Source organism: Leclercia sp. Colony189 (genome assembly GCF_009740165.1).
Lineage (GTDB): Bacteria > Pseudomonadota > Gammaproteobacteria > Enterobacterales > Enterobacteriaceae > Enterobacter.
On record NZ_CP046557.1, the window covers coordinates 3,751,410 to 3,769,818 of the forward strand.

Below are 18,409 nucleotides of genomic sequence, written 5' to 3' on the forward strand. Positions count from 1 at the left end.
TCCTGTCTCCTTAGTGGATCAGCATGCCGCCGTTGACGTCGAGGGTGATGCCGGTGGAGTAAGAGGAGAGATCGCTGCCGAGGAACAGCGCGGCGCGGGCGATATCCTGCGCGTCGCCGAGGCGGTTAAGCGGAATGCCTGCCAGAATGGCGGTTTTCATCTCGTCCGAAAGTTTGCCCGCGGTGATGTCGGTCTGGATCAGCCCCGGGGTGATGCAGTTAACCCGCACGTTATCCGGCCCCAGCTCGCGGGCCATCGCCTTCGCCAGCCCCAGCACGCCCGCTTTGGCGGCGCTGTAGTGCGGCCCGCCGAAGATGCCGCCGCCGCGCTGGGCCGACACCGAGGAGATGCAGACGATGCTGCCGGACTGCTGGCCGCGCATGGTGGGGATAACGGCCTGAGACATTAAGAGCGTGCCGCGCAGGCTGACATCCAGCACCGCGTCATAGTTTTCCCGCTTAATATCCATCAGCTTGATCGGCTGGGTGATGCCGGCGTTATTCACCAGAATATCGATGCGCCCGTATTTGCCCAGCACCTGCTCGATGGCGGCATTCACCTGCAGCTCGTTGCTGACGTTCGCCGCCAGCCCCAGATGCCCCTCGCCCAGGCTTGCCGCCGCCTGCTTGCTGGCCTCTGCATCTAAATCAATAATGACCACTTTCGCGCCCTGTTCGGCATAGAGTTTTGCCGTAGCGAAACCCAAACCGCGTGCGGAAGCCGCGCCGGTAATAACGGCGACTTTATCTTTCAGTAGCATATATTTACTCCATAATATTGAGAGGTGTTTAATTTATTATTTCGGTTCTTCCAGCAGGGTGATCATTAATAAGCCAATAGCTGCGCAAATACCGAAATAAATAAAGACGGAATTAAAACTTCCTGTTTTATCCAGCAGATAACCCGCCAGCATTGGCGAAACAAATCCGCCGAGATTACCGCCGCTATTAATAATGGACGCGGCGATGGGATAGGTTTTACTGTCCGCCACCGCCATGCCGTAGGCGGTAAAAGCGGGCCAGCCGATATTCAGGCACAGGCCAACGAAGAACAGCCCCACGCACACCGCCACGGTGCTTTGCGGAATATTGAGCATGATGACCATCATCAATACGGTGCTGATGGCGGTAAACATCATGGTCGGCTTACGTCGGCGCCCCAGGAGCTTGTCCGACACGTAGCCGCCGAAAATCGCCCCGATAAAGCCGCCGATGCAGGGCATACTGGCGACCAGCCCCATGCTCATGAAGGTAAAGCCTTTCTCTTTGACCAGGTAGAGCGGGATCCAGGTCAGCAGGCCGTAGAGCACGCTCACCATCATGAAGTAGGCCACGCAGTCGCCAAGAATATTCTTCGAGGTGAAGAGACCTTTTACCGTCTCTATCGGGGCCAGCTCGCGCACGCGGATCAACCGGTCGAGGCGGTTGAAGCGCGGTTCAATCACGATATTTTCCCGCCGGGTTTCCGCTGCGTTTTGCCCCCCGACGATGGTCTCCAACTCAGCTTTAGAGACCATCGGGCTCTCTGCGGGACGGGTGCGCACCAGCAGATACCAGAGCACGGCAATCACCAGCCCCGGAATGGCGAAGGAGAAAAAGACCCAGCGCCAGCCCCAGGTCATGGCGATCCACACCGCCAGCGGCGGCACCAGAATGGGGGCGAACATGGTGGCGGCGATATAGACGCCGGTGGCGGTCGCTTTCTCCTTCGGCGGGAACCAGTTATTGATGGTGGAGGCCAGCCCCACCGGGCAGGGGCCTTCCGTCAGGCCCAGCCCGAGGCGGATAAACTTCAGCCCCAGCACCGAGGTGGCGGTGCCCATCAGCCAGGTGAAAGCAGAGAAGCCAAATATCGACAGGGCCACCATGCCGCGAATGCCTTTTTTAGCAATAAAAAAGCCCGCCGGGATCTGGCTCAGGGCATAGCCTAAAAAAAACATGCTGGCGATGGCGCCGGCCTCGAAATTATTGATATGAAATTCATCGATGATAAAGGGAAGCACGGCGCCAATATTGGTTCTGTCTGCATAATTAATGGCATACACAATAAATATTAACGCCAGCACCACGAAGCGGTAATTGGTTTTTTTAGTGGCTATGTAGGGGACAGCTTGTTCTATACGAGACATGTTTTACCTCATTATTCGAACAACGTGAGTCGTTTTAATTTCGCGTTCAAACTCAATATATCGGCTTACGTTTGAAACACCATTCAATAAAACTCATTTATTGCTGAGATAAATTTGATTCGCGAAGCGCGTCATAAAAATAACGGCTTCGTTTATGGGGATATAGGTTTTTTAAAAATGTGGCGGGGATCCTGTTTAATCCATTCAGCCGCAATAATATTGCCGGTGCAGGGTCAGAATGTTATGTTTTTTTACCGCAACATCCTCAAGGAGGACCGGTTATGCCCGCGCAGGATCGCCAGACGCTCCCCATCCCTTCGCTGCGAAACATTCAGTCTTTTATCGCGGTCGCCAACTCCCTGAGCATTCACCTGGCGGCCGAGCAGCTTAACGTCACCCCCTCGGCGGTGAGCCATCAGATCGCCTCCCTGGAGTCCTGGATGGGCAAAAAGCTGTTTATCCGCAGCGGCAAGGGGGTCACCCTTACGCCTACCGGAGAGAAGTATCTGCGGGAGGTCTCGGCGGCCATGAGCGCCATCGGGCGCGCCACCGAGCAGGTGATCAAAGAGAAGGAGAACGCTGTGCTGCGCGTGCACTCCTCCCCGACCTTCGGTTTATCCTGGCTGCTGCGCCGCCTGGGCAAGTTCCGCGCCGAATATCCCGATATCATCCTCAACCTCACCTGCTCTTATGAGAACCTGCAGTTCGCCCGGGATAATATCGACATCGACATTCGCCACGGCATCCCGGACTGGGACGCCTACCGGGTGATGACCATTAAAAATGACGCGCTGGTGGTGCTGGCCTCGCCCGATTACCTGCGCGAGCATCCGGTACAGTCACCGCAGGATCTCTTACAGCAGGCGCTGATTTCATCCACCAGCACCCTGGTGAACTGGGAGAAGTGGTTTGCCTGGCACAATATCGACCGGCCCTGGCTCAACTTCAGCCTGAGCTTCGATCGCTCCTATATGAGCTTTGAGGCGGCGCGCATGGGGCTGGGATTTATTCTTGAAAGCAAGATGATGGCCACCGATCACCTGAACGATGGTTCGCTGGTGCAGGTGCTGCCGGACAGCATGGGGATCGCCATAAACGCCCATCATCTGGTGATGCCGCACATGAACGAGCGTAGCTGGAAGATCCAGCAGTTTGTCGAGTGGATCGACCGGGAGTTGCGGCTGTCGGGGTATCACCTGTAACGCCGGGTGGCGGCTTCGCCTTACCCGGCCTACAGAACGTGCGGTCTGATGCCCTTCCCCACAGAGCTGAGGAACCCCAGGTAATTTAATTGCCTTTAAAGCAATGAAATAATCACATAAAAATTAGGAACTTAAAGCGGCTCCCTGGTCCGACTGAAAATCGCCGAAGCGTTTCCGGAAGGCCGGGGCGAGGTTTGCTTTTACCTCGTAGGCCGGGTAAGGCGTAGCCGCCACCCGGCTTCACATCACCCCACCGTGCCCCACACCAGATTCCCGTTATGGAAGGTCGCGGTACGCGGAGAGATGCGCGCCACCGCTTCGGCGGAGCAGGAGGCGTCCACCAGCACAAAACTGGCGGCATCCTGGGCTTTCGGCCATACGCGTTCGCCTTTATCGTTCAGCGGCAGCACGTCGCCGGTGGCGATACCCAGCGCGCGGGAGAGCGTCTGCTCGTTCGGGCGGATGTAGAGCTGGGCATAGAGATTCGCTTTCTCCAGCATGTCCCCCAGGCCATACGGCGACCAGTGGTCGATCACGCTGTCGGTCCCGGTCATGACAAACACGCCTTTGTCACGCAGCTGCCTGAGCGGCATGTGGAGCGTGCCAATCGGCACCGTAGAGGCGATCGTCACCTGCTGCGCCGCCATGCGGGTGGCAATCTCATCCACCTGCTGCGCGTTCATCGTCGCCAGCGCAAAGGCGTGGCTGATGGTCAGCTTGCCCTTCAGCGCCGGGGTCTTCTCCACGGTTTCCACCATATAGTTCACCGCCGCCACGCCCGCCGGGCTGGTTTCGTGCAGGTGGATATCCACCCCTTTGTCGTAATCGAGCGCAATCTGGAACATCAGGTCGAGGGATTTCTCCATCGCGCCGTCAACGCTGGTGGGATCCAGCCCGCCGACGTAGTGCGCCCCGGCCTGCATCGCCTCACGCATCAGCTTTTCAGCGTTTGAGAGCAACAGGCCGTGCTGCGGGAAGGCGACAATCTCACAGTCAAACCCGGGTTTACGCCGGGCCAGTACCGCCTGTAAATTTTCCAGGTTTTTTAACCCGGAGGTTGGCTCGATATTGCAGTGGCTGCGGGCGATGGTGGAGCCCTTCGACTGGATCAGGTCGATCAGTTTTTCCGCCCGCTCCTGGGTATAAGGTTGCAGCTCCGGGAGCAGCTTTTGCTCCAGGCGGATCATATCCTGAATGGTAGTGCCCGCCGGGCGGTTGAGCGAGCGCCACGGGCCGCCGTAGAAGGTCTTATCCAGATGGATGTGCATATCGCGCATCGCCGGTAACAGCAGTTTGCCGCCCGCATCGTAGTGCGGCAGCGTGGCGTCGGCGTGGCTGTTGTTGTCGCGCAGGGCAGCGATCTTGCCGTCCTTGATCTCCAGCGTTTTCAGTTCGGTGCGGGTGCTGACGGCCACGTCGCCGTCGACGTTAAACCCGGCCTCCAGCAGCACGTTGTCCAGATAGTAGTGTGTCGCGGTGATGTTCATCGATTTGCCCGTCTCGCAGGTCGCTTTTGCGGTGTCAGCAGCATACGCGACGGAGCCAGCAGTGCCAAACAGGGCGCAGGCGGTTGCAGCGGTGGCGATTTTGCCGCTCTGGCTGAGAAACTCCCGGCGGCTTTTATTCTCACTCATTGTCTTGTCCTTTTACTTACGCATTCACACAGCGGGCGGGAAGCCCGCCAGGGTTAAGCCACAATATGGGTCCCGGTTTCACCACGCAGGGCTGCGGGCAGGCAGTCCGGCGAGGTGATGATCACCCGCTTGCCGCCGTGGTGCAGAAATTCCAGCGAGGCCATAATTTTCGGCAGCATACTGCCCGCCGGGAAGTGCCCCTCTTCCATATAGCGCGTCATCTGCGCCACGTTGACGGTGTCCAGCGCCTGCTGGTCTGGCTTGCCGAAGTTAATGCACACTCTCTCCACCCCGGTAGTGATCACCAGCACGTCGGCGCGGATCTCACGCGCCAGCAGCGCGGTAGAGAGATCTTTGTCGATCACCGCATCCACGCTCTGGTAGTCGCCCTGTTCGGTACACACCACCGGAATGCCACCACCGCCCGCGCCAATCACCACAAAGCCTTGTTGCGTCAGGGCCTTGATGGCATCCGCCTCAACGATGCGTAGCGGCTGGGGCGAGGCCACCACCCGGCGGTATCCGCGCCCGGAATCCTCGACGAAATGCCAGTCGGGATGGGCGCGTTGCAGCTCATCGCGCTGCGTCTCGCTGAAAAACGCCCCGATGGGCTTGGCAGGATGGGTAAAGCCGGGATCGTTTTTATCCACCTCCACCTGGGTGACCACCGTGACCGCTTTCTGCTCCCCGCGGGCGGCAAGGCGGTTGTTGAGCGCCTGCTGGATCAGGTAGCCGATGCCGCCCTGGGTATCGGCCACGCAGTTCGCCAGCGGGGTCAGGGGGAGCCCTTCCCGCTCGTGGGCAATCTCGGCGCGGCGCAGATCCAGCCCCACCTGCGGGCCGTTGCCGTGGGTGAGGACGATGTCGTAGTCCGAGGCCAGCATCTCCAGCACCGACTCGGCCACCGCTTTCACCGCCTGCGCCTGGTGCTCAATCGACTGGCTGGCGTTATCTTTGATAATGCTGTTGCCGCCAATGGCAACGACCATAAGCTCTTTCATACGTTGTCCTTTATAACGGTGCCCGACGTCGCGCTTGCCGCTTCGCGGCTATCCAGAACATGCTTCAGCACAAACATGCCGCTCATCATCAGGTAAGCCAGCACAAAGGTCAGCGAACTGCCCTCAGCAAAGCCCACCACCGGAGCGTGGATCACCCCGAACAGCGCCAGCAGCGCACCGACCGCAGCGGCAACGGCACCGCGCAACGGCTTGTTGACGATGGCGAAGATGGCGATACAGCCCCACAGCATGCTGGCGAGCGGTGCGCCGTTACCCAGGTGCATCAGCCCTTCGTAGTAAATGCCCTTGCTGTGCAGCACGTCGGTGCCGATTTTCGCCGCGTTGGTGCCCGCCGCGCCCATCACGCTGTTCATCATGGTCAGCGCCCAGTTGGCGATCCACGGGAACAGACAGATAAAGATGACGGGCACCTCCACTTTGGGCGTCTCCCTCACCACCTGGTTGGCGGTAACCACGCCGATAAAGACCAGAATCGGCACAATGGCGGTCATTGGGATGATGGCGAGCATAAAGGCTCCCAGCCCGAACAGCGGCACGATGAACATGGTGACGCCGGAGGCCAGCGTGTAGCCGATGCTGGCCCCCATCGCTTTCCAGCCCGCGTGGCCGACGTAGACCGTTACCGGGAACGGGTTCCCCATCAGGCAGCCGAGCATGGACGAGAGCCCGTTGGCCAGCATCACCTTGCGGGTCGGGTACTCATCCCCCGCCGCGTGGGCGCTTTCGATGTTCTCCAGGTCAAAGATGTAGTTGGCCAGCCCCAGCGGCACGGCAGAGGCCAGATACGGCAGGGCGTGCGGCAGGCCCTGCATAAAGCTGTCGATATGCACTTCCGGCGGGTTAAAGCCGAAGGAGGACATCGACGCCTTGATCGCTTCCGGGCTTTGCAGGCCGGAGATCCACGCCAGGGCCGTACCGGCGATCAGCAGCAGGAGACCGGTGGGGATGCGGGCGAAGATCGGCTTTTTGCCGAACCAGTTGATGAAGATCAGCAGCAGGACGATAAAGGAGACCGTCGGCGCTTCGAACGCCTGCAACATCGGGTTCATCGCCAGCAGCAGCAGACCCAGACCGGAGAGGCACGAGAGCAGCACGGTACGCGGGATCATCTTGCGGATGGTTTCGCCGAGGAAGGAACCGCCCGCGAGGATCATCGCCTCCACGAAGCACCACACCAGACCAATCTGGATGGCGAAATCCGCGTCACCGGTCTGCTGGTAGACCGGCATCAGCACCAGAAAAGTGACGGTGAAGATCGAGGGCGCGCTCGGCCCCGACGGCAGCGCAGTCACGTCGTTACGCCCGGTCTGGCGCGCCATCTGCAGACCAAACCACGCGTAGCAGACGCTCGCCACCAGCACCGCCAGCCCGAAGGCTGGCGCAATACGTCCATAAACAATCTCTTTCGGGATGCCGACGACAAAAATGAGCAGCCCCATCATGGTCAGCAGGTTCGTCAGGTTGTTGGTCATCAACCCGAAGTACGCCGCCCAGTCACCTCTTTTCCACTCCAGTTTCATGCTTTTCATGGATGCTTACCTTACAGGAAGTAGCGATCGCGGAAGGCCAACAGCGCCTTTTCAAAACAGCTAAACGGCGGGTGAACGATGCCCGCCCCAATCATGCCGATGCCCGCATCTTTATGGGCGATGGCGGTGTTAATGACCGGCAGAATACCGCTGCCCGCCACGCGGGTGATGTCGATGGCGGTGGGAATGCCCATAAAAGAGAGCAGCGGAATGGTGACGTTCGGGTTTTCGCCGAGGGTGATCTCGCGCATCTGGCGGGAGAAGTCGATGGCCTCTTCCACCGTGCCGCCCACCAGGGCGACAATCGCCGGAGCCGTCGCCATGGCAAAGCCACCGATGCCGTAGGTTTCGGTGATGGCGCTGTCCCCGATATCCAGCCCGGAATCTTCCGGTTTGTAGCCCGCGAACATCGGGCCAATCACCTGCTGCGCCGGGCCGGTGAACCACTGCCCCGGCAGGCCGGAGACGCGCAGGCCGAACTCGTAGCCGTTGCGCGCCATGGTGGTGACTACGGTGCTGTACTCGATGCCGTGGGCAGCGTCCAGCGCGGCTTTACACATCGCCATCCAGGTTGGGCCGGAGAAGTAGTCGCTGCTGGCGACAAACTCAAACACCTCGCGCTGCTGCTCTACCGGGTAGCCCGCCTGGATCAGCCCCGGGGTCAGGGCCTGAATCAGCAGCGTGGTGCCCGCGTTATTACGGTTGTGGCACTCGTCACCCATGTGCAGTGCCTGGGCCAGCATCAGGCGCAGATCGATTTCGCCGATGATCTTCATGGCGTCGCGCAGCATCGGGCCGAGCACGTCGCGCATCCAGTTCAGGCGGTCAATGACGCTCTGGTCGTTGGCCCCCATGCGCAGGATCTTCGCCATCTGCTCGCTGAGGTTAGTGAAGGCGCGGTTGCCGTAAGTTTTGTTCTCGACGATATGCATAAACATCGACGCCGAGGTGACGCCCGCCATCGACCCCACGCAGTCGTGTTCGTGGCAGGGCGAGAAGGTGATCTCGCCTGAGGCCGCCAATTGCGCCGCCTCTTCCAGATCTCTGGCTAAGCCTTCAAATACCAGCGCACCGGTGACCGCCCCTCTCATCGCCCCGCACATGTTCTCCCAGGCCACCGGCGGGCCGGCGTGCAGAATGGTGGTGCGGGTCATCCCTGGCACGACGTTGATCGCCTGATCAAAGCCCACCAGCACCGGATGGGACTGGATAATGCGCTCCAGCGCAACCTTGTTAGCCGCGGCGATTTTCTCCGCCAGCGAGTTTTCTGCCAGCTGATCGAGGGCCTCAACGACCTGCATATTGCCCTGCCCCGGCGGGGTCCAGTCGAGATGGGTGACCGGAACGTGCTGCTTCTTCAGATCGTCGCTGAACAAGGCGATGCCGACGTTAATGACGTTCAGCGGCTGGTTAAATAAGGTGGTCATCAGGCTTTCTCTCCTTTGAAGACAAATTCACGTGCCAGTAATCCGGTGTTAGTGCTGCTGCTGGCCCAGATGACGCCCGCGTCGGTGAGCCGCTGGCACTGCTGCGCCAGCGACTGGGGATCCTGGTCGGTGCCAAGCACATAGCCGAGGATGACCAGCGGCCGGTGATCGGCCTTCGCGATCGCCTGCGCCTCTTGGATCGCCTCGATCATCACCCCTACCGGATCGTCATGCGATCCAAAGCCGAGGACGAAATCCATCACGATCACGCCTACTTCCGGATCGCGTGCCTCCTGCAACAGGCGGCTGATGCGGTTGGTCGGATCGATCATCGGGTGCGGTTTGCCGTTGGTGAAATCGTCATCGCCGAAATCGAGGAAGGTATGGGCCTGGCTGACGTTGATGTCCTTCAGGCGCTTAGCCGGGTCCGGCTGGATGTTGCTGTAGACCTCGTCATATTTCTCCAGCGCGGCGAACATCGCTTCGTCGCACAGGGTGCCGCCGCAGAAGAGGCCGCGAATGTACTTCTGCTGCGGGGTGAGATGGGCGCGCACCTCTTCAATCAGCGGCCAGTTGAGCGGGTGCAGATCGAGGGACTCTTGTTTGATGCCGGTGAGCAGCACCGCCTTCAGCGCCGCCTCTTTGGTGCCGCGGGCAAACTGTAATCCCGCTTCATCGGCAGGCGGCTCGTTGCGACCAAGGAAACAGACTACGACCGGTTTGCGGCAGGCGCGGGCGCGGGCCAGCACTTTCTCGGCCACCGCAGGCGCTGGCGGCTTGGAGATCAGGGCGATGACCTGGGTGGCCTCGTCCGCTTCCAGCATGGCGATAGCATCCAGCATCATCAGGCCGCCGATTTTTTCACTCAGATCGCGGCCGCCGGTGCCGATCAGCTGGGAGATGCCGCCGCCGAATTCGTGGATGCGCGCGCTCAGCTCCTGGCTGCCGGTGCCGGAGGCGCCGACGATGCCAATGGATCCGCGACGGACCGCGTTGGCGAAGCAGAGCCCTGCCCCGTTAATGATGGCGGTGCCGCAGTCCGGCCCCATCATTAACAGTCCTTTTTCGTGGGCCAGTTGCTTGAGCGCCAGCTCGTCGTCGAGGGAGACGTTATCCGAGAAGAGCATTACGTTGAGGTTGTTCTCCAGCGCCTGGCGCGCCTCACGGGCGGCAAAGGTGCCGTTGACCGAAATCACCGCCAGGTTGGCGTCCGGGCGGTGGGTTTTGGCGCTGGCGAGCGTGGCGTAGCGCGATTCGTGTGAGCCTGCGCGCTCCTTGCGGGTAAACAGCGCCTCGATGGCGGCCAGCGTCTCGTCGTTGGCGGCCTCACCTTTAATCACGATCATCAGATCGCCGTTTTTGGCGTCTTCTAATTCCGGCGTCAGCAGACCGAGATTTTTTAATACGCCTTTATTCATTTCGGTGGCCATAGCAACAAAGGCCTGCTCCACGCCGGGCAATTTGTTGGCTTTGGTGGAAACCGACATCAGCGAAACAGAATCAAAATAGGTATTCTTTCTTATCACGATTTTGGTGGGCATTACGTCCTCCTGAATGCGGGCAAAAGGGGGCCACATCACGCCCGAAGGCATGACGGCAAGAGCTATTTTTAATTCAGGCCAGCGCGAAACTGCTGGCCGGGAGTATTACGCGCCGGCGGCGATCAGCAGGTCGGCAATTTCGCTGAAGCCTTTTTCCCGCGCCAGTTCGAGGGGGGATTTGCCGTATTTATCGGTCATATGCGGGTTGGCGCCGTGGTCGAGCAGCAGCTTCACAATCGCCTGCTGGCGAGGGCCGCCGTCATTTAACACAATGGCTTCGAGCAGCGGGGTCCAGCCGACAAAGTTGGTGTGGTTAACGTTGATGTCGGTGCGGGCCAGCAGCTCCTGCACCACCTCCAGATGCCCTTTCTCGCTGGCCGGGGTGATCCCCACCCCGCCAAAACGGGTCAGCCTGTCGAGATCCGGGTTGGCCGGTAGCACAAGACGCAGCAGGGTGAGATCGTTGGTCAGGCAGCTAATCAGGAACGGGTTGAAACAGGTCTGATCCTGCTGGTCGATATTTGCGCCAGCGGCAATCAGCCGCTCCACGCAGGAATAGTGTTTATTCAGGCTGGCGATAATAATGGCGGTTCTTTTCTGCCGGTTGGTGGCGTTTATATCCACCCCTTTTTCCAGACAGGCGTTTAATGCCTCGACATTCCCCTGTTCGGCGGCTAACAGAAATTCAGTAACGAGTTCATTGCTGGACATATCCACACTCCGGGTTTTCCTTTCTGATGGAGTGAGCATAGCAATGGCCTGGTCAGAAAAGAATCCGCTTAAAAATGATTCATCGACAGGCAATTCATTGTTGAGATAAATTTAACAGTCCGGTCAAAACGTGCGTCCGTGCAATCTTTTTCTTATCTTTGGCCGCGTTTTTACCGCCCGCGCTGCATTCTGCTTATGGTTAACGAGCCCTTGCCCGGCGGGGCTCGCAGCAATTTCGCAGAACTGTGACCGGCATCAAATGAGTTGTAACCGCGTTGTTAAAATATGTTCAAAACTGATGGGTGCCAGGAGCCATGATATGAATTCCATCTTTACCGAAGAGAACCTGCTGGCGTTTACTACCGCGGCCCGCTTCAGCAGCTTCAGCAAAGCGGCTACCGAACTGGGGGTCACCACCTCGGCCATCAGCTATACCATCAAGCGCATGGAGACCGGCCTCGACGTGGTGCTGTTTGTGCGTAACACCCGCAGCATCGAGCTCACCGAATCGGGCTTTTACTTTTACCGTAAGGCGGTAGACCTGCTGAATGACTTCCATGCCATCAAGCGCGGGATAGATACCATCTCCCAGGGCATTGAGACGCGGGTGCGGATCTGCATCAACCAGCTGCTCTATACGCCGCGCCATACCGCCCGCCTGTTGCAGGTATTAAAGAAACAGTTCCCCACCTGCCAGATCACCGTCACTACCGAGGTCTATAACGGCGTCTGGGATTCGATCATCAATAATCAGGCGAACATCGCCATTGGCGCGCCGGATACCCTGCTGGACGGCGGCGGGATCGATTACACCGAGATTGGCGCGATCCGCTGGGTGTTTGCCATCGCCCCGGACCACCCGCTGGCCCTGGCCCCGGAGCCGCTGGCCGAGAGCCAGCTGCGCCTGTATCCCAACATCATGGTCGAAGACACGGCGCATACCATTAACAAGAAAGTGGGCTGGCTGCTGCACGGCCAGGAGGCGATCCTGGTCCCGGATTTTAATACTAAATGCCAGTGCCAGATTCTGGGTGAAGGAATCGGTTTTTTACCGGAACATATGGCGAGAGAGGCGGTGGAGGCGGGGCTACTGGTGACGCGGCGCATCAATAATCCGCGCCAGGACTCGCGCATGCTGCTTGCCACGCAGCATGCGGCAACCGGTCTGGTCACCCGTTGGATCAAACAGCAGTTCGCGCCCGACGGGGTGCTGACCGGGATCTACAGCGATTTACTGTGGCGGGATTAGCTGCGGCTCTGCACCCAAAACGCATGGATAAGGCCGGGGAGGTAACCCAGCAGCGTCAGGATGACGTTGAGGATAAAGGCCCAGCCAAACCCTTTGCCCAGCAGCACGCCAAGCGGGGGAAGCAGGATGGTAATTACGATACGCCAGAAACCCATAGATTCTCCATACAAGCAGTCAGGTCATTGTAAAAAAAGAGATTTTCACTCTAAGAGTAGCGAGTCTACGCACAGCTGCCAGCGTTGGCGTGAAGTTTTACCCTCTTTTACCCTCTTTACACAGGTTTAGGCGGGCGATTAAGGGGTATTCCACCCGCCGCGCTGTACCGCGGCCTGCGCCTGGGCTAAGCTCGGAGCTCATCTATCAGAAGGAGGTAACTATGTTTTCTGTTGGCGATCTCGTACAGCCGCGCATGGGCGGCCCGAAACTTAAAGTCATCGAAGTGCATGAAGATCAGATTGTGGCGGTGCAGGCAAGTAACGAGCAGGGCGAGAAGTTCACCCTGAAAGCAGCGGATGTGGCGCTGTATAAAGAAGATGGCGATTTCGGCGTCTGCTAAGCGCCGGTGCTACCGGGCGGTGTCAATCCGCCCGGTCTGCGCGGATTAAATCAGGAAATCATCCAGCGATTTACCCTCTGCCAGCGCAAGGGAGATAGGCTTCGGCGTACGTCCCTGGCCGGTCCAGGTTTTTTCAGTGCCATCGAGATCGGTATAGCGATATTTTGCAGCACGCGGTTTGCGCTTTTTCGGCTGCGCGCTGGTGCTCAGCAGTTCCGAACCCAGCAGGTCTTCGGCCGAAATACCGTCAGCTTTCATCATCTCCAGCAGAGCGCTAATTTTCTGCTGCTGCTCAGCACGCTGCTGTTCAATCTCAGCCTGCTCGTTACGTTTTTCTTCCGTGACGATGCGCAGCTTTTCGAGCATATCTTCCAGCACGTCCAGAGAGAATTCACGCGCCATCGCGCGGAGTGTACGGATATTATTAAGAGTGTGTAATGTTGAAGTCATATAATATGAAAACCTTTTCAAAAGTCTGCTAAATAATCAATACCGGCTCATGGTAATTCATTTGTTTATAAACATCCAGACGATACCGCACGAAAATATAATCCAGCCCAACATCTGAGAATAAAGAATATATAACGGCGGTTATTTTTAGAATGTATGATTTATTCAGCGTAGCCGTTTAACCATTATTTATTTGTCCTGTGTTATTACCCGCATCAATGGCGGTGACGCCCTCGCCCGAAACGAATAGCCATTCACTGGTTTCGCATAAAACCAAACCCTTACTTCCAGAGCTTTACGCTACATAGCGACCACTTAGCAACACAAGTTGCTTGAGAGGTGCGCTTTTTACCTTATCTGCAGAGAGCTCATGCCAGAGCGCAGAAAGAAAACCACTTAAGCCATTGTTTAACATTGATAAAAATAACCAGGACAGAGAAAATAACGCCGTTCTGGCAAAACCGGTTCGTTTAGAGAATTTTACGGACAAAACGCCATTAAATAAAAATTTATCGCTAATTGAGAGTTTTAATGCAGAGAGATACGCTATACACGAAAAACAAAGCAAACTAAAGCACTATCCCAACCCGCTTTAGCCTCGTTATCGTATCATCTTCAGGAGTCAGAACATGTTCTCACGGCAGTCTCGCCTGCGCCACGCTGTAGCGGACACATTTGCAATGGTGGTCTACTGTTCGGTGGTGAACATGCTGATTGAAATATTCCTCTCCGGAATGACCTTTGAGCAGTCACTTTCTTCACGTCTGGTCGCCGTGCCGGTGAACATCCTTATTGCATGGCCGTACGGTTTCTACCGCGATGCGGTGATGCGTTTTGCCCGCCGCTATTCATCTACTGGCTGGATGAAAAATCTGGCGGACGTGGTGGCCTATGTTACCTTCCAGTCGCCGGTATATGTCGCCATTTTATTAACGGTGGGCGCAGACTGGCACCAGATCGCCGCTGCTGTAAGCTCGAATATTGTGGTGTCGATGATGATGGGTGCCGTCTACGGCTATTTCCTCGACTACTGCCGACGTCTGTTTAAAGTGAGCCAGTACCAGCAGATCAAGGCCTGAAGCACGGCGACTGGCGAAAGCCAGTCGCGTCGTTATTGCGAGTCGCCAAACAGGCCTTTCAGAAAGCGCTCCAGCGCCATGCGGGAACTGAAACCATGCGGAATACCATAATGTTCCTGATTATTGCCCCCTAAATAGAGCGGGAACTGCTGGTAATGGTCGCTGGTTTTCATCTCTGAAGCAGGCTCCGCGAAGGAAAGACTTCTCTCTTTCAACGTCGGATGAATGATCAGCGCAGTGCGCCCCATGCGGGCTTCCCGGTTCACATAAACATAATTATCGCCACGACGATAACCGTATGCTTTTTGTGTTACCACATCCACCGTAAATCCCGCTTTTTCAAGTTCGCGCGCAACCTCATCGGGTCGTAAATACATATTCTTTCCTCGTTATCATTTCCTGCCGGGCAACCTTACCGTATTCAGCATTAGCAGTGCTTTCAGAAAAATCCATAAACGGCCTGATAAGCCGTGACCGGCTTCAGATATTAAAAAGGTGGTCTAAACTGTTTATTACCGCAAATTCAAGGGAGAATTGTATGTTTAGCCGATCAAACCGAAACGACATTGAGGACGATGCTCAGGATATCCATAACGATGTCAGGAAATTAGCGGATACGCTGGAAAGCGTTTTGAAATCCTGGGGTTCAGATGCGAAGGGCGAAGCGGACGACGCCAGACGGAAGGCGCGGTCGCTACTGCGTGAAACCCGTGCGCGCCTTAATGGATGCTCCACCAGCAAACAGTCTGCCTGCGATGCCATAAACTGTGCGAACACCTTTATTCGCGAGAGACCCATGTGTGCGGTAGGTACTGTCGCCGCCGTCGGGATCTTCATCGGTGCGCTGCTCGCCCTGCGTAAGTAACGCCCAACGCCGTACTGTGTTCTTCTACCCCAATGCCCTGCGGTGTTGGGGTTTTTCATTTTTATAAGCCATACCTCCCCTTCCCGTAACAGTTGTTACCGGCAGCAAGCACGCTTGAATTTCCCATATCTTGTGTGGTTGAAAGTTTAGATAACTACATCTAGTATTCCTTTTAGCAAGACAGACTCCTGTGACGCGTTCAATCGCGTTGGACTCTCATTTTAAACGGAAATACGAATCATGCGCATTATTATTTACACTCGCGACAACTGTGTGCAGTGCCATGCCACCAAACGCGCCATGGAGAGCCGGGGCGTGAGCTTCGAACTGGTGAATGTGGATCAGGTTGCCGACGCGGCAGAGAGGCTTAAAGCCTAGGGGTTCCGCCAGTTGCCGGTGGTGGTCGCCGGGGAGATGAGCTGGTCGGGGTTCCGTCCGGACCTGATTAACCGGCTGCCGCAGGCTGCGCAGGCCGCCCGGGCATGAGCCTGCTCGTCTACTTCTCCAGCAGCTCGGAGAACACGCACCGCTTTATCGTGCGCCTCGGGCTGCCCGCCGTGCGGATCCCGCTGAACGAACGGGAGCGCATCCAGGTGGACGAGCCTTTTATTCTGGTGGTGCCCAGCTACGGCGGCGGCGGAACCGCCGGGGCGGTACCGCGCCAGGCGATCCGCTTTCTTAACGATCCCCATAACCGGGGGCTTATCCGCGGGGTGATCGCCGCCGGCAACCGTAATTTCGGCGAGGCCTTCTGCCGCGCCGGGGATGTCATCTCACAAAAGTGCGGCGTGCCGTACCTCTATCGCTTTGAGCTGATGGGGACCCAGCAGGACGTCGACAACGTGCGTAAAGGAGTAAACGAATTTTGGCAACGACAACCGCAGAACGCGTGATACAGGGATCGCAGGATTTCCATGCCCTGAACGCCATGCTGAACCTGTACGATGAAGACGGGAAGATCCAGTTCAGCAAAGATCGTGAGGCGGTGGACGCCTTTTTTAATGCCCATGTCCGCCCCAACAGCATGACCTTTGCCAGCCCGCAGGCGCGTCTGGACTACCTGCTCAGGGAGGGTTACTACGACCCACGGGTGCTGGCGCGCTATGAGAGCAGCGTTGTGCTGGCGCTCTTTGCCCATGCCCATGCCAGCGGTTTTCGTTTCCAGACCTTCCTCGGCGCCTGGAAGTTTTACACCAGCTATACGTTGAAAACCTTCGACGGAAAGCGCTATCTGGAGAGCTTTGAGGATCGGGTGGTAATGGTCGCCCTGACCCTGGCCCGGGGAGATGAAACGCTGGCCCGCCAGCTGACGGACGAGATCCTCGCCGGGCGTTTTCAGCCCGCCACGCCGACCTTTCTCAACGGCGGCAAGGCACAGCGCGGGGAGCTGGTCTCCTGTTTCCTGCTGCGCATTGAAGACAACATGGAGTCGATTGGCCGGGCGGTCAATTCGGCACTACAACTTTCCAAACGCGGCGGCGGCGTGGCCTTTTTACTTTCGAACCTGCGGGAAGCGGGGGCGCCCATCAAGCGCATCGAGAACCAGTCCTCCGGGGTGATCCCGGTGATGAAGATGCTGGAGGATGCCTTCTCCTACGCCAACCAGCTTGGCGCGCGCCAGGGGGCCGGAGCGGTCTATCTTCATGCCCATCACCCGGACATCATGCGTTTTCTTGATACCAAACGCGAAAATGCCGACGAAAAAATTCGCATCAAAACCCTCTCCCTGGGGGTGGTGATCCCGGATGTCACCTTCCGGCTGGCAAAAGAGAATGCCGATATGGCGCTCTTCTCCCCCTACGACGTGGAGCGCATCTACGGTAAGCCGTTTGGCGATGTGGCGGTGAGCGAGCTGTATGACGAGATGGTGGCGGATACGCGGATCCGCAAAAAAACCCTCAATGCCCGGGAGTTCTTCCAGCGGCTGGCCGAGATCCAGTTTGAATCCGGCTATCCCTACATCATGTACGAGGACACGGTCAACCGCGCCAGCCCCATTGCCGGGCGCATCAATATGAGCAACCTCTGCTCGGAGATTTTGCAGGTTAACAGCCCTTCAACCTATGACGAGAATCTGGACTACGCCCGTATCGGGCACGATATCTCCTGCAATCTGGGCTCGCTGAATATAGCCCATACCATGGACTCGCCGGACTTTGGCCGCACCGTTGAAACCGCGGTGCGCGGCCTGTCGGCAGTGTCGGAGATGAGCCACATCCGCAGCGTGCCGTCGGTGGAGGCCGGGAATGCCGCCTCGCACGCCATTGGGCTGGGGCAGATGAATCTGCACGGCTATCTGGCGCGGGAGGGCATTGCCTACGGCAGCCCGGAGGGGCTGGATTTCACCAACCTCTACTTCTACACCATCACCTGGCACGCGCTGAACACCTCTATGATGCTGGCCCGTGAAAAAGGGCAGCGATTCGCCGGTTTTGCACAGTCGCGTTACGCCAGCGGAGAGTACTTTAACCTGTACCTCAACGGTGACTGGCAGCCGAAAACGGAAAAAGTGCGGGCGCTGTTTGCCCGCGCCGGGGTCCGCCTGCCGACGCGGGCGATGTGGCAACAGCTGCGCGACGACGTGATGCGCTACGGCATCTACAACCAGAATCTGCAGGCGGTACCGCCCACCGGGTCGATCTCGTATATCAACCATGCCACCTCAAGCATTCACCCGATTGTGTCGAAAATCGAGATCCGCAAAGAGGGGAAAACCGGGCGCGTCTACTACCCTGCCCCATTTATGACGAATGAGAATCTGGACCTCTATCAGGATGCTTATGAAATCGGCCCGGAAAAAATTATCGATACCTACGCCGAGGCGACAAAACATGTCGATCAGGGGCTGTCGCTGACGCTCTTCTTCCCGGACACCGCCACCACCCGCGACATCAACAAAGCGCAGATCTATGCGTGGAAGAAAGGGATCAAGACCCTGTACTACATTCGCCTGCGCCAGCTTGCGCTGGAAGGCACCGAAACAGAAGGCTGCGTGTCCTGCGCGCTGTAAGGAGAG

At 57.7% G+C, this 18,409-nt stretch carries 18 protein-coding genes and 1 pseudogene; 8 read left to right on the plus strand and 11 right to left on the minus strand.

Going from position 1 to position 18,409, the window contains the following annotated elements; translation table 11 throughout:
• Positions 1-10: 10 nt before the first annotated feature.
• A complete protein-coding gene (locus tag GNG29_RS17865; protein WP_103180846.1) occupies positions 11-760 on the minus strand; it encodes an SDR family NAD(P)-dependent oxidoreductase in 750 nt (249 codons plus the stop codon).
• Between the two features lie 36 nt (positions 761-796).
• Entirely contained in the window at positions 797-2,128 is a 1,332-nt protein-coding gene (locus GNG29_RS17870) for an MFS transporter (RefSeq protein ID WP_156655137.1), read from the minus strand.
• A 281-nt stretch (positions 2,129-2,409) separates the two neighbouring features.
• Here GNG29_RS17870 and GNG29_RS17875 point away from each other — a divergent pair, with 281 nt between their 5' ends.
• A complete protein-coding gene (locus GNG29_RS17875) occupies positions 2,410-3,330 on the plus strand; it encodes a LysR substrate-binding domain-containing protein (RefSeq protein WP_103180848.1) in 921 nt (306 codons plus the stop codon).
• Positions 3,331-3,575: 245 nt separating this feature from the next.
• On the opposite strand, the gene GNG29_RS17880 is transcribed toward GNG29_RS17875, so the two are convergent.
• The 6 genes from GNG29_RS17880 to GNG29_RS17905 all read right to left on the minus strand — a co-directional run bounded on the left by GNG29_RS17880 (position 3,576) and on the right by GNG29_RS17905 (position 11,194).
• Positions 3,576-4,964, minus strand: coding sequence for an amidohydrolase family protein (locus GNG29_RS17880; RefSeq protein ID WP_156655138.1), 1,389 nt, complete (start codon positions 4,962-4,964; stop codon positions 3,576-3,578).
• A gap of 53 nt (positions 4,965-5,017) precedes the next feature.
• Positions 5,018-5,965, minus strand: a complete 948-nt coding sequence (locus GNG29_RS17885) for a carbamate kinase family protein (protein WP_156655139.1) — start codon at positions 5,963-5,965, stop codon at positions 5,018-5,020.
• The gene (locus tag GNG29_RS17890; RefSeq protein ID WP_156655140.1) at positions 5,962-7,515 is read right to left on the minus strand and encodes a xanthine permease; all 1,554 of its coding nucleotides are present in this window, start codon (positions 7,513-7,515) and stop codon (positions 5,962-5,964) included. The genes GNG29_RS17885 and GNG29_RS17890 overlap by 4 nt, the downstream gene beginning before the upstream one ends.
• A gap of 11 nt (positions 7,516-7,526) precedes the next feature.
• A complete protein-coding gene (locus GNG29_RS17895; RefSeq protein WP_197431821.1) occupies positions 7,527-8,942 on the minus strand; it encodes a DUF1116 domain-containing protein in 1,416 nt (471 codons plus the stop codon).
• Entirely contained in the window at positions 8,942-10,483 is a 1,542-nt protein-coding gene (gene fdrA / locus GNG29_RS17900; RefSeq protein WP_103180853.1) for an acyl-CoA synthetase FdrA, read from the minus strand. Before fdrA ends, GNG29_RS17895 begins: the two co-directional genes overlap by 1 nt.
• Positions 10,484-10,588: 105 nt before the next feature.
• Positions 10,589-11,194: an ankyrin repeat domain-containing protein gene (locus GNG29_RS17905; protein ID WP_103180854.1), complete on the minus strand. Its 606-nt coding sequence runs from the start codon at positions 11,192-11,194 to the stop codon at positions 10,589-10,591.
• A gap of 319 nt (positions 11,195-11,513) precedes the next feature.
• On the opposite strand from GNG29_RS17905, the gene GNG29_RS17910 reads away from it, so the two are divergent.
• On the plus strand, positions 11,514-12,443 hold the full coding sequence (locus GNG29_RS17910) for a LysR substrate-binding domain-containing protein (protein WP_103180855.1): 930 nt from the start codon (positions 11,514-11,516) through the stop codon (positions 12,441-12,443).
• Here GNG29_RS17910 and GNG29_RS17915 read toward each other — a convergent pair.
• Positions 12,440-12,598: a YqaE/Pmp3 family membrane protein gene (locus GNG29_RS17915; protein ID WP_103180856.1), complete on the minus strand. Its 159-nt coding sequence runs from the start codon at positions 12,596-12,598 to the stop codon at positions 12,440-12,442. The two genes, GNG29_RS17910 and GNG29_RS17915, sit on opposite strands and share 4 nt — an antisense overlap.
• Positions 12,599-12,819: 221 nt before the next feature.
• Between GNG29_RS17915 and GNG29_RS17920 the strand changes: the two genes are divergently transcribed.
• Entirely contained in the window at positions 12,820-12,999 is a 180-nt protein-coding gene (locus tag GNG29_RS17920) for a hypothetical protein (RefSeq protein WP_103180857.1), read from the plus strand.
• Between the two features lie 45 nt (positions 13,000-13,044).
• Here GNG29_RS17920 and stpA read toward each other — a convergent pair whose 3' ends face one another.
• A complete protein-coding gene (gene stpA, locus GNG29_RS17925) occupies positions 13,045-13,449 on the minus strand; it encodes a DNA-binding protein StpA (protein WP_103180858.1) in 405 nt (134 codons plus the stop codon).
• 629 nt (positions 13,450-14,078) lie between these two features.
• Between stpA and alaE the strand changes: the two genes are divergently transcribed.
• On the plus strand, positions 14,079-14,528 hold the full coding sequence (alaE, locus tag GNG29_RS17930) for an L-alanine exporter AlaE (RefSeq protein WP_103180859.1): 450 nt from the start codon (positions 14,079-14,081) through the stop codon (positions 14,526-14,528).
• 32 nt (positions 14,529-14,560) lie between these two features.
• Here alaE and GNG29_RS17935 read toward each other — a convergent pair whose 3' ends face one another.
• On the minus strand, positions 14,561-14,905 hold the full coding sequence (locus GNG29_RS17935; RefSeq protein ID WP_039030004.1) for a DUF2002 family protein: 345 nt from the start codon (positions 14,903-14,905) through the stop codon (positions 14,561-14,563).
• A 161-nt stretch (positions 14,906-15,066) separates the two neighbouring features.
• Between GNG29_RS17935 and GNG29_RS17940 the strand changes: the two genes are divergently transcribed.
• The 4 genes and pseudogenes from GNG29_RS17940 to nrdE all read left to right on the plus strand — a co-directional run bounded on the left by GNG29_RS17940 (position 15,067) and on the right by nrdE (position 18,403).
• A complete protein-coding gene (locus GNG29_RS17940) occupies positions 15,067-15,393 on the plus strand; it encodes a DUF883 family protein (RefSeq protein ID WP_103180860.1) in 327 nt (108 codons plus the stop codon).
• Between the two features lie 240 nt (positions 15,394-15,633).
• A pseudogene (gene nrdH, locus GNG29_RS17945) lies at positions 15,634-15,879 on the plus strand (glutaredoxin-like protein NrdH).
• Positions 15,876-16,286, plus strand: a complete 411-nt coding sequence (nrdI, locus tag GNG29_RS17950) for a class Ib ribonucleoside-diphosphate reductase assembly flavoprotein NrdI (RefSeq protein ID WP_103180862.1) — start codon at positions 15,876-15,878, stop codon at positions 16,284-16,286. The pseudogene nrdH and the gene nrdI overlap by 4 nt, the downstream one beginning before the upstream one ends.
• Positions 16,259-18,403 carry a class 1b ribonucleoside-diphosphate reductase subunit alpha gene (gene nrdE, locus GNG29_RS17955; RefSeq protein ID WP_156655142.1) on the plus strand — a complete coding sequence of 715 codons (2,145 nt, stop codon included), beginning with the start codon at positions 16,259-16,261 and terminating at the stop codon, positions 18,401-18,403. Before nrdI ends, nrdE begins: the two co-directional genes overlap by 28 nt.
• The last annotated feature ends 6 nt before the right edge of the window (positions 18,404-18,409 follow it).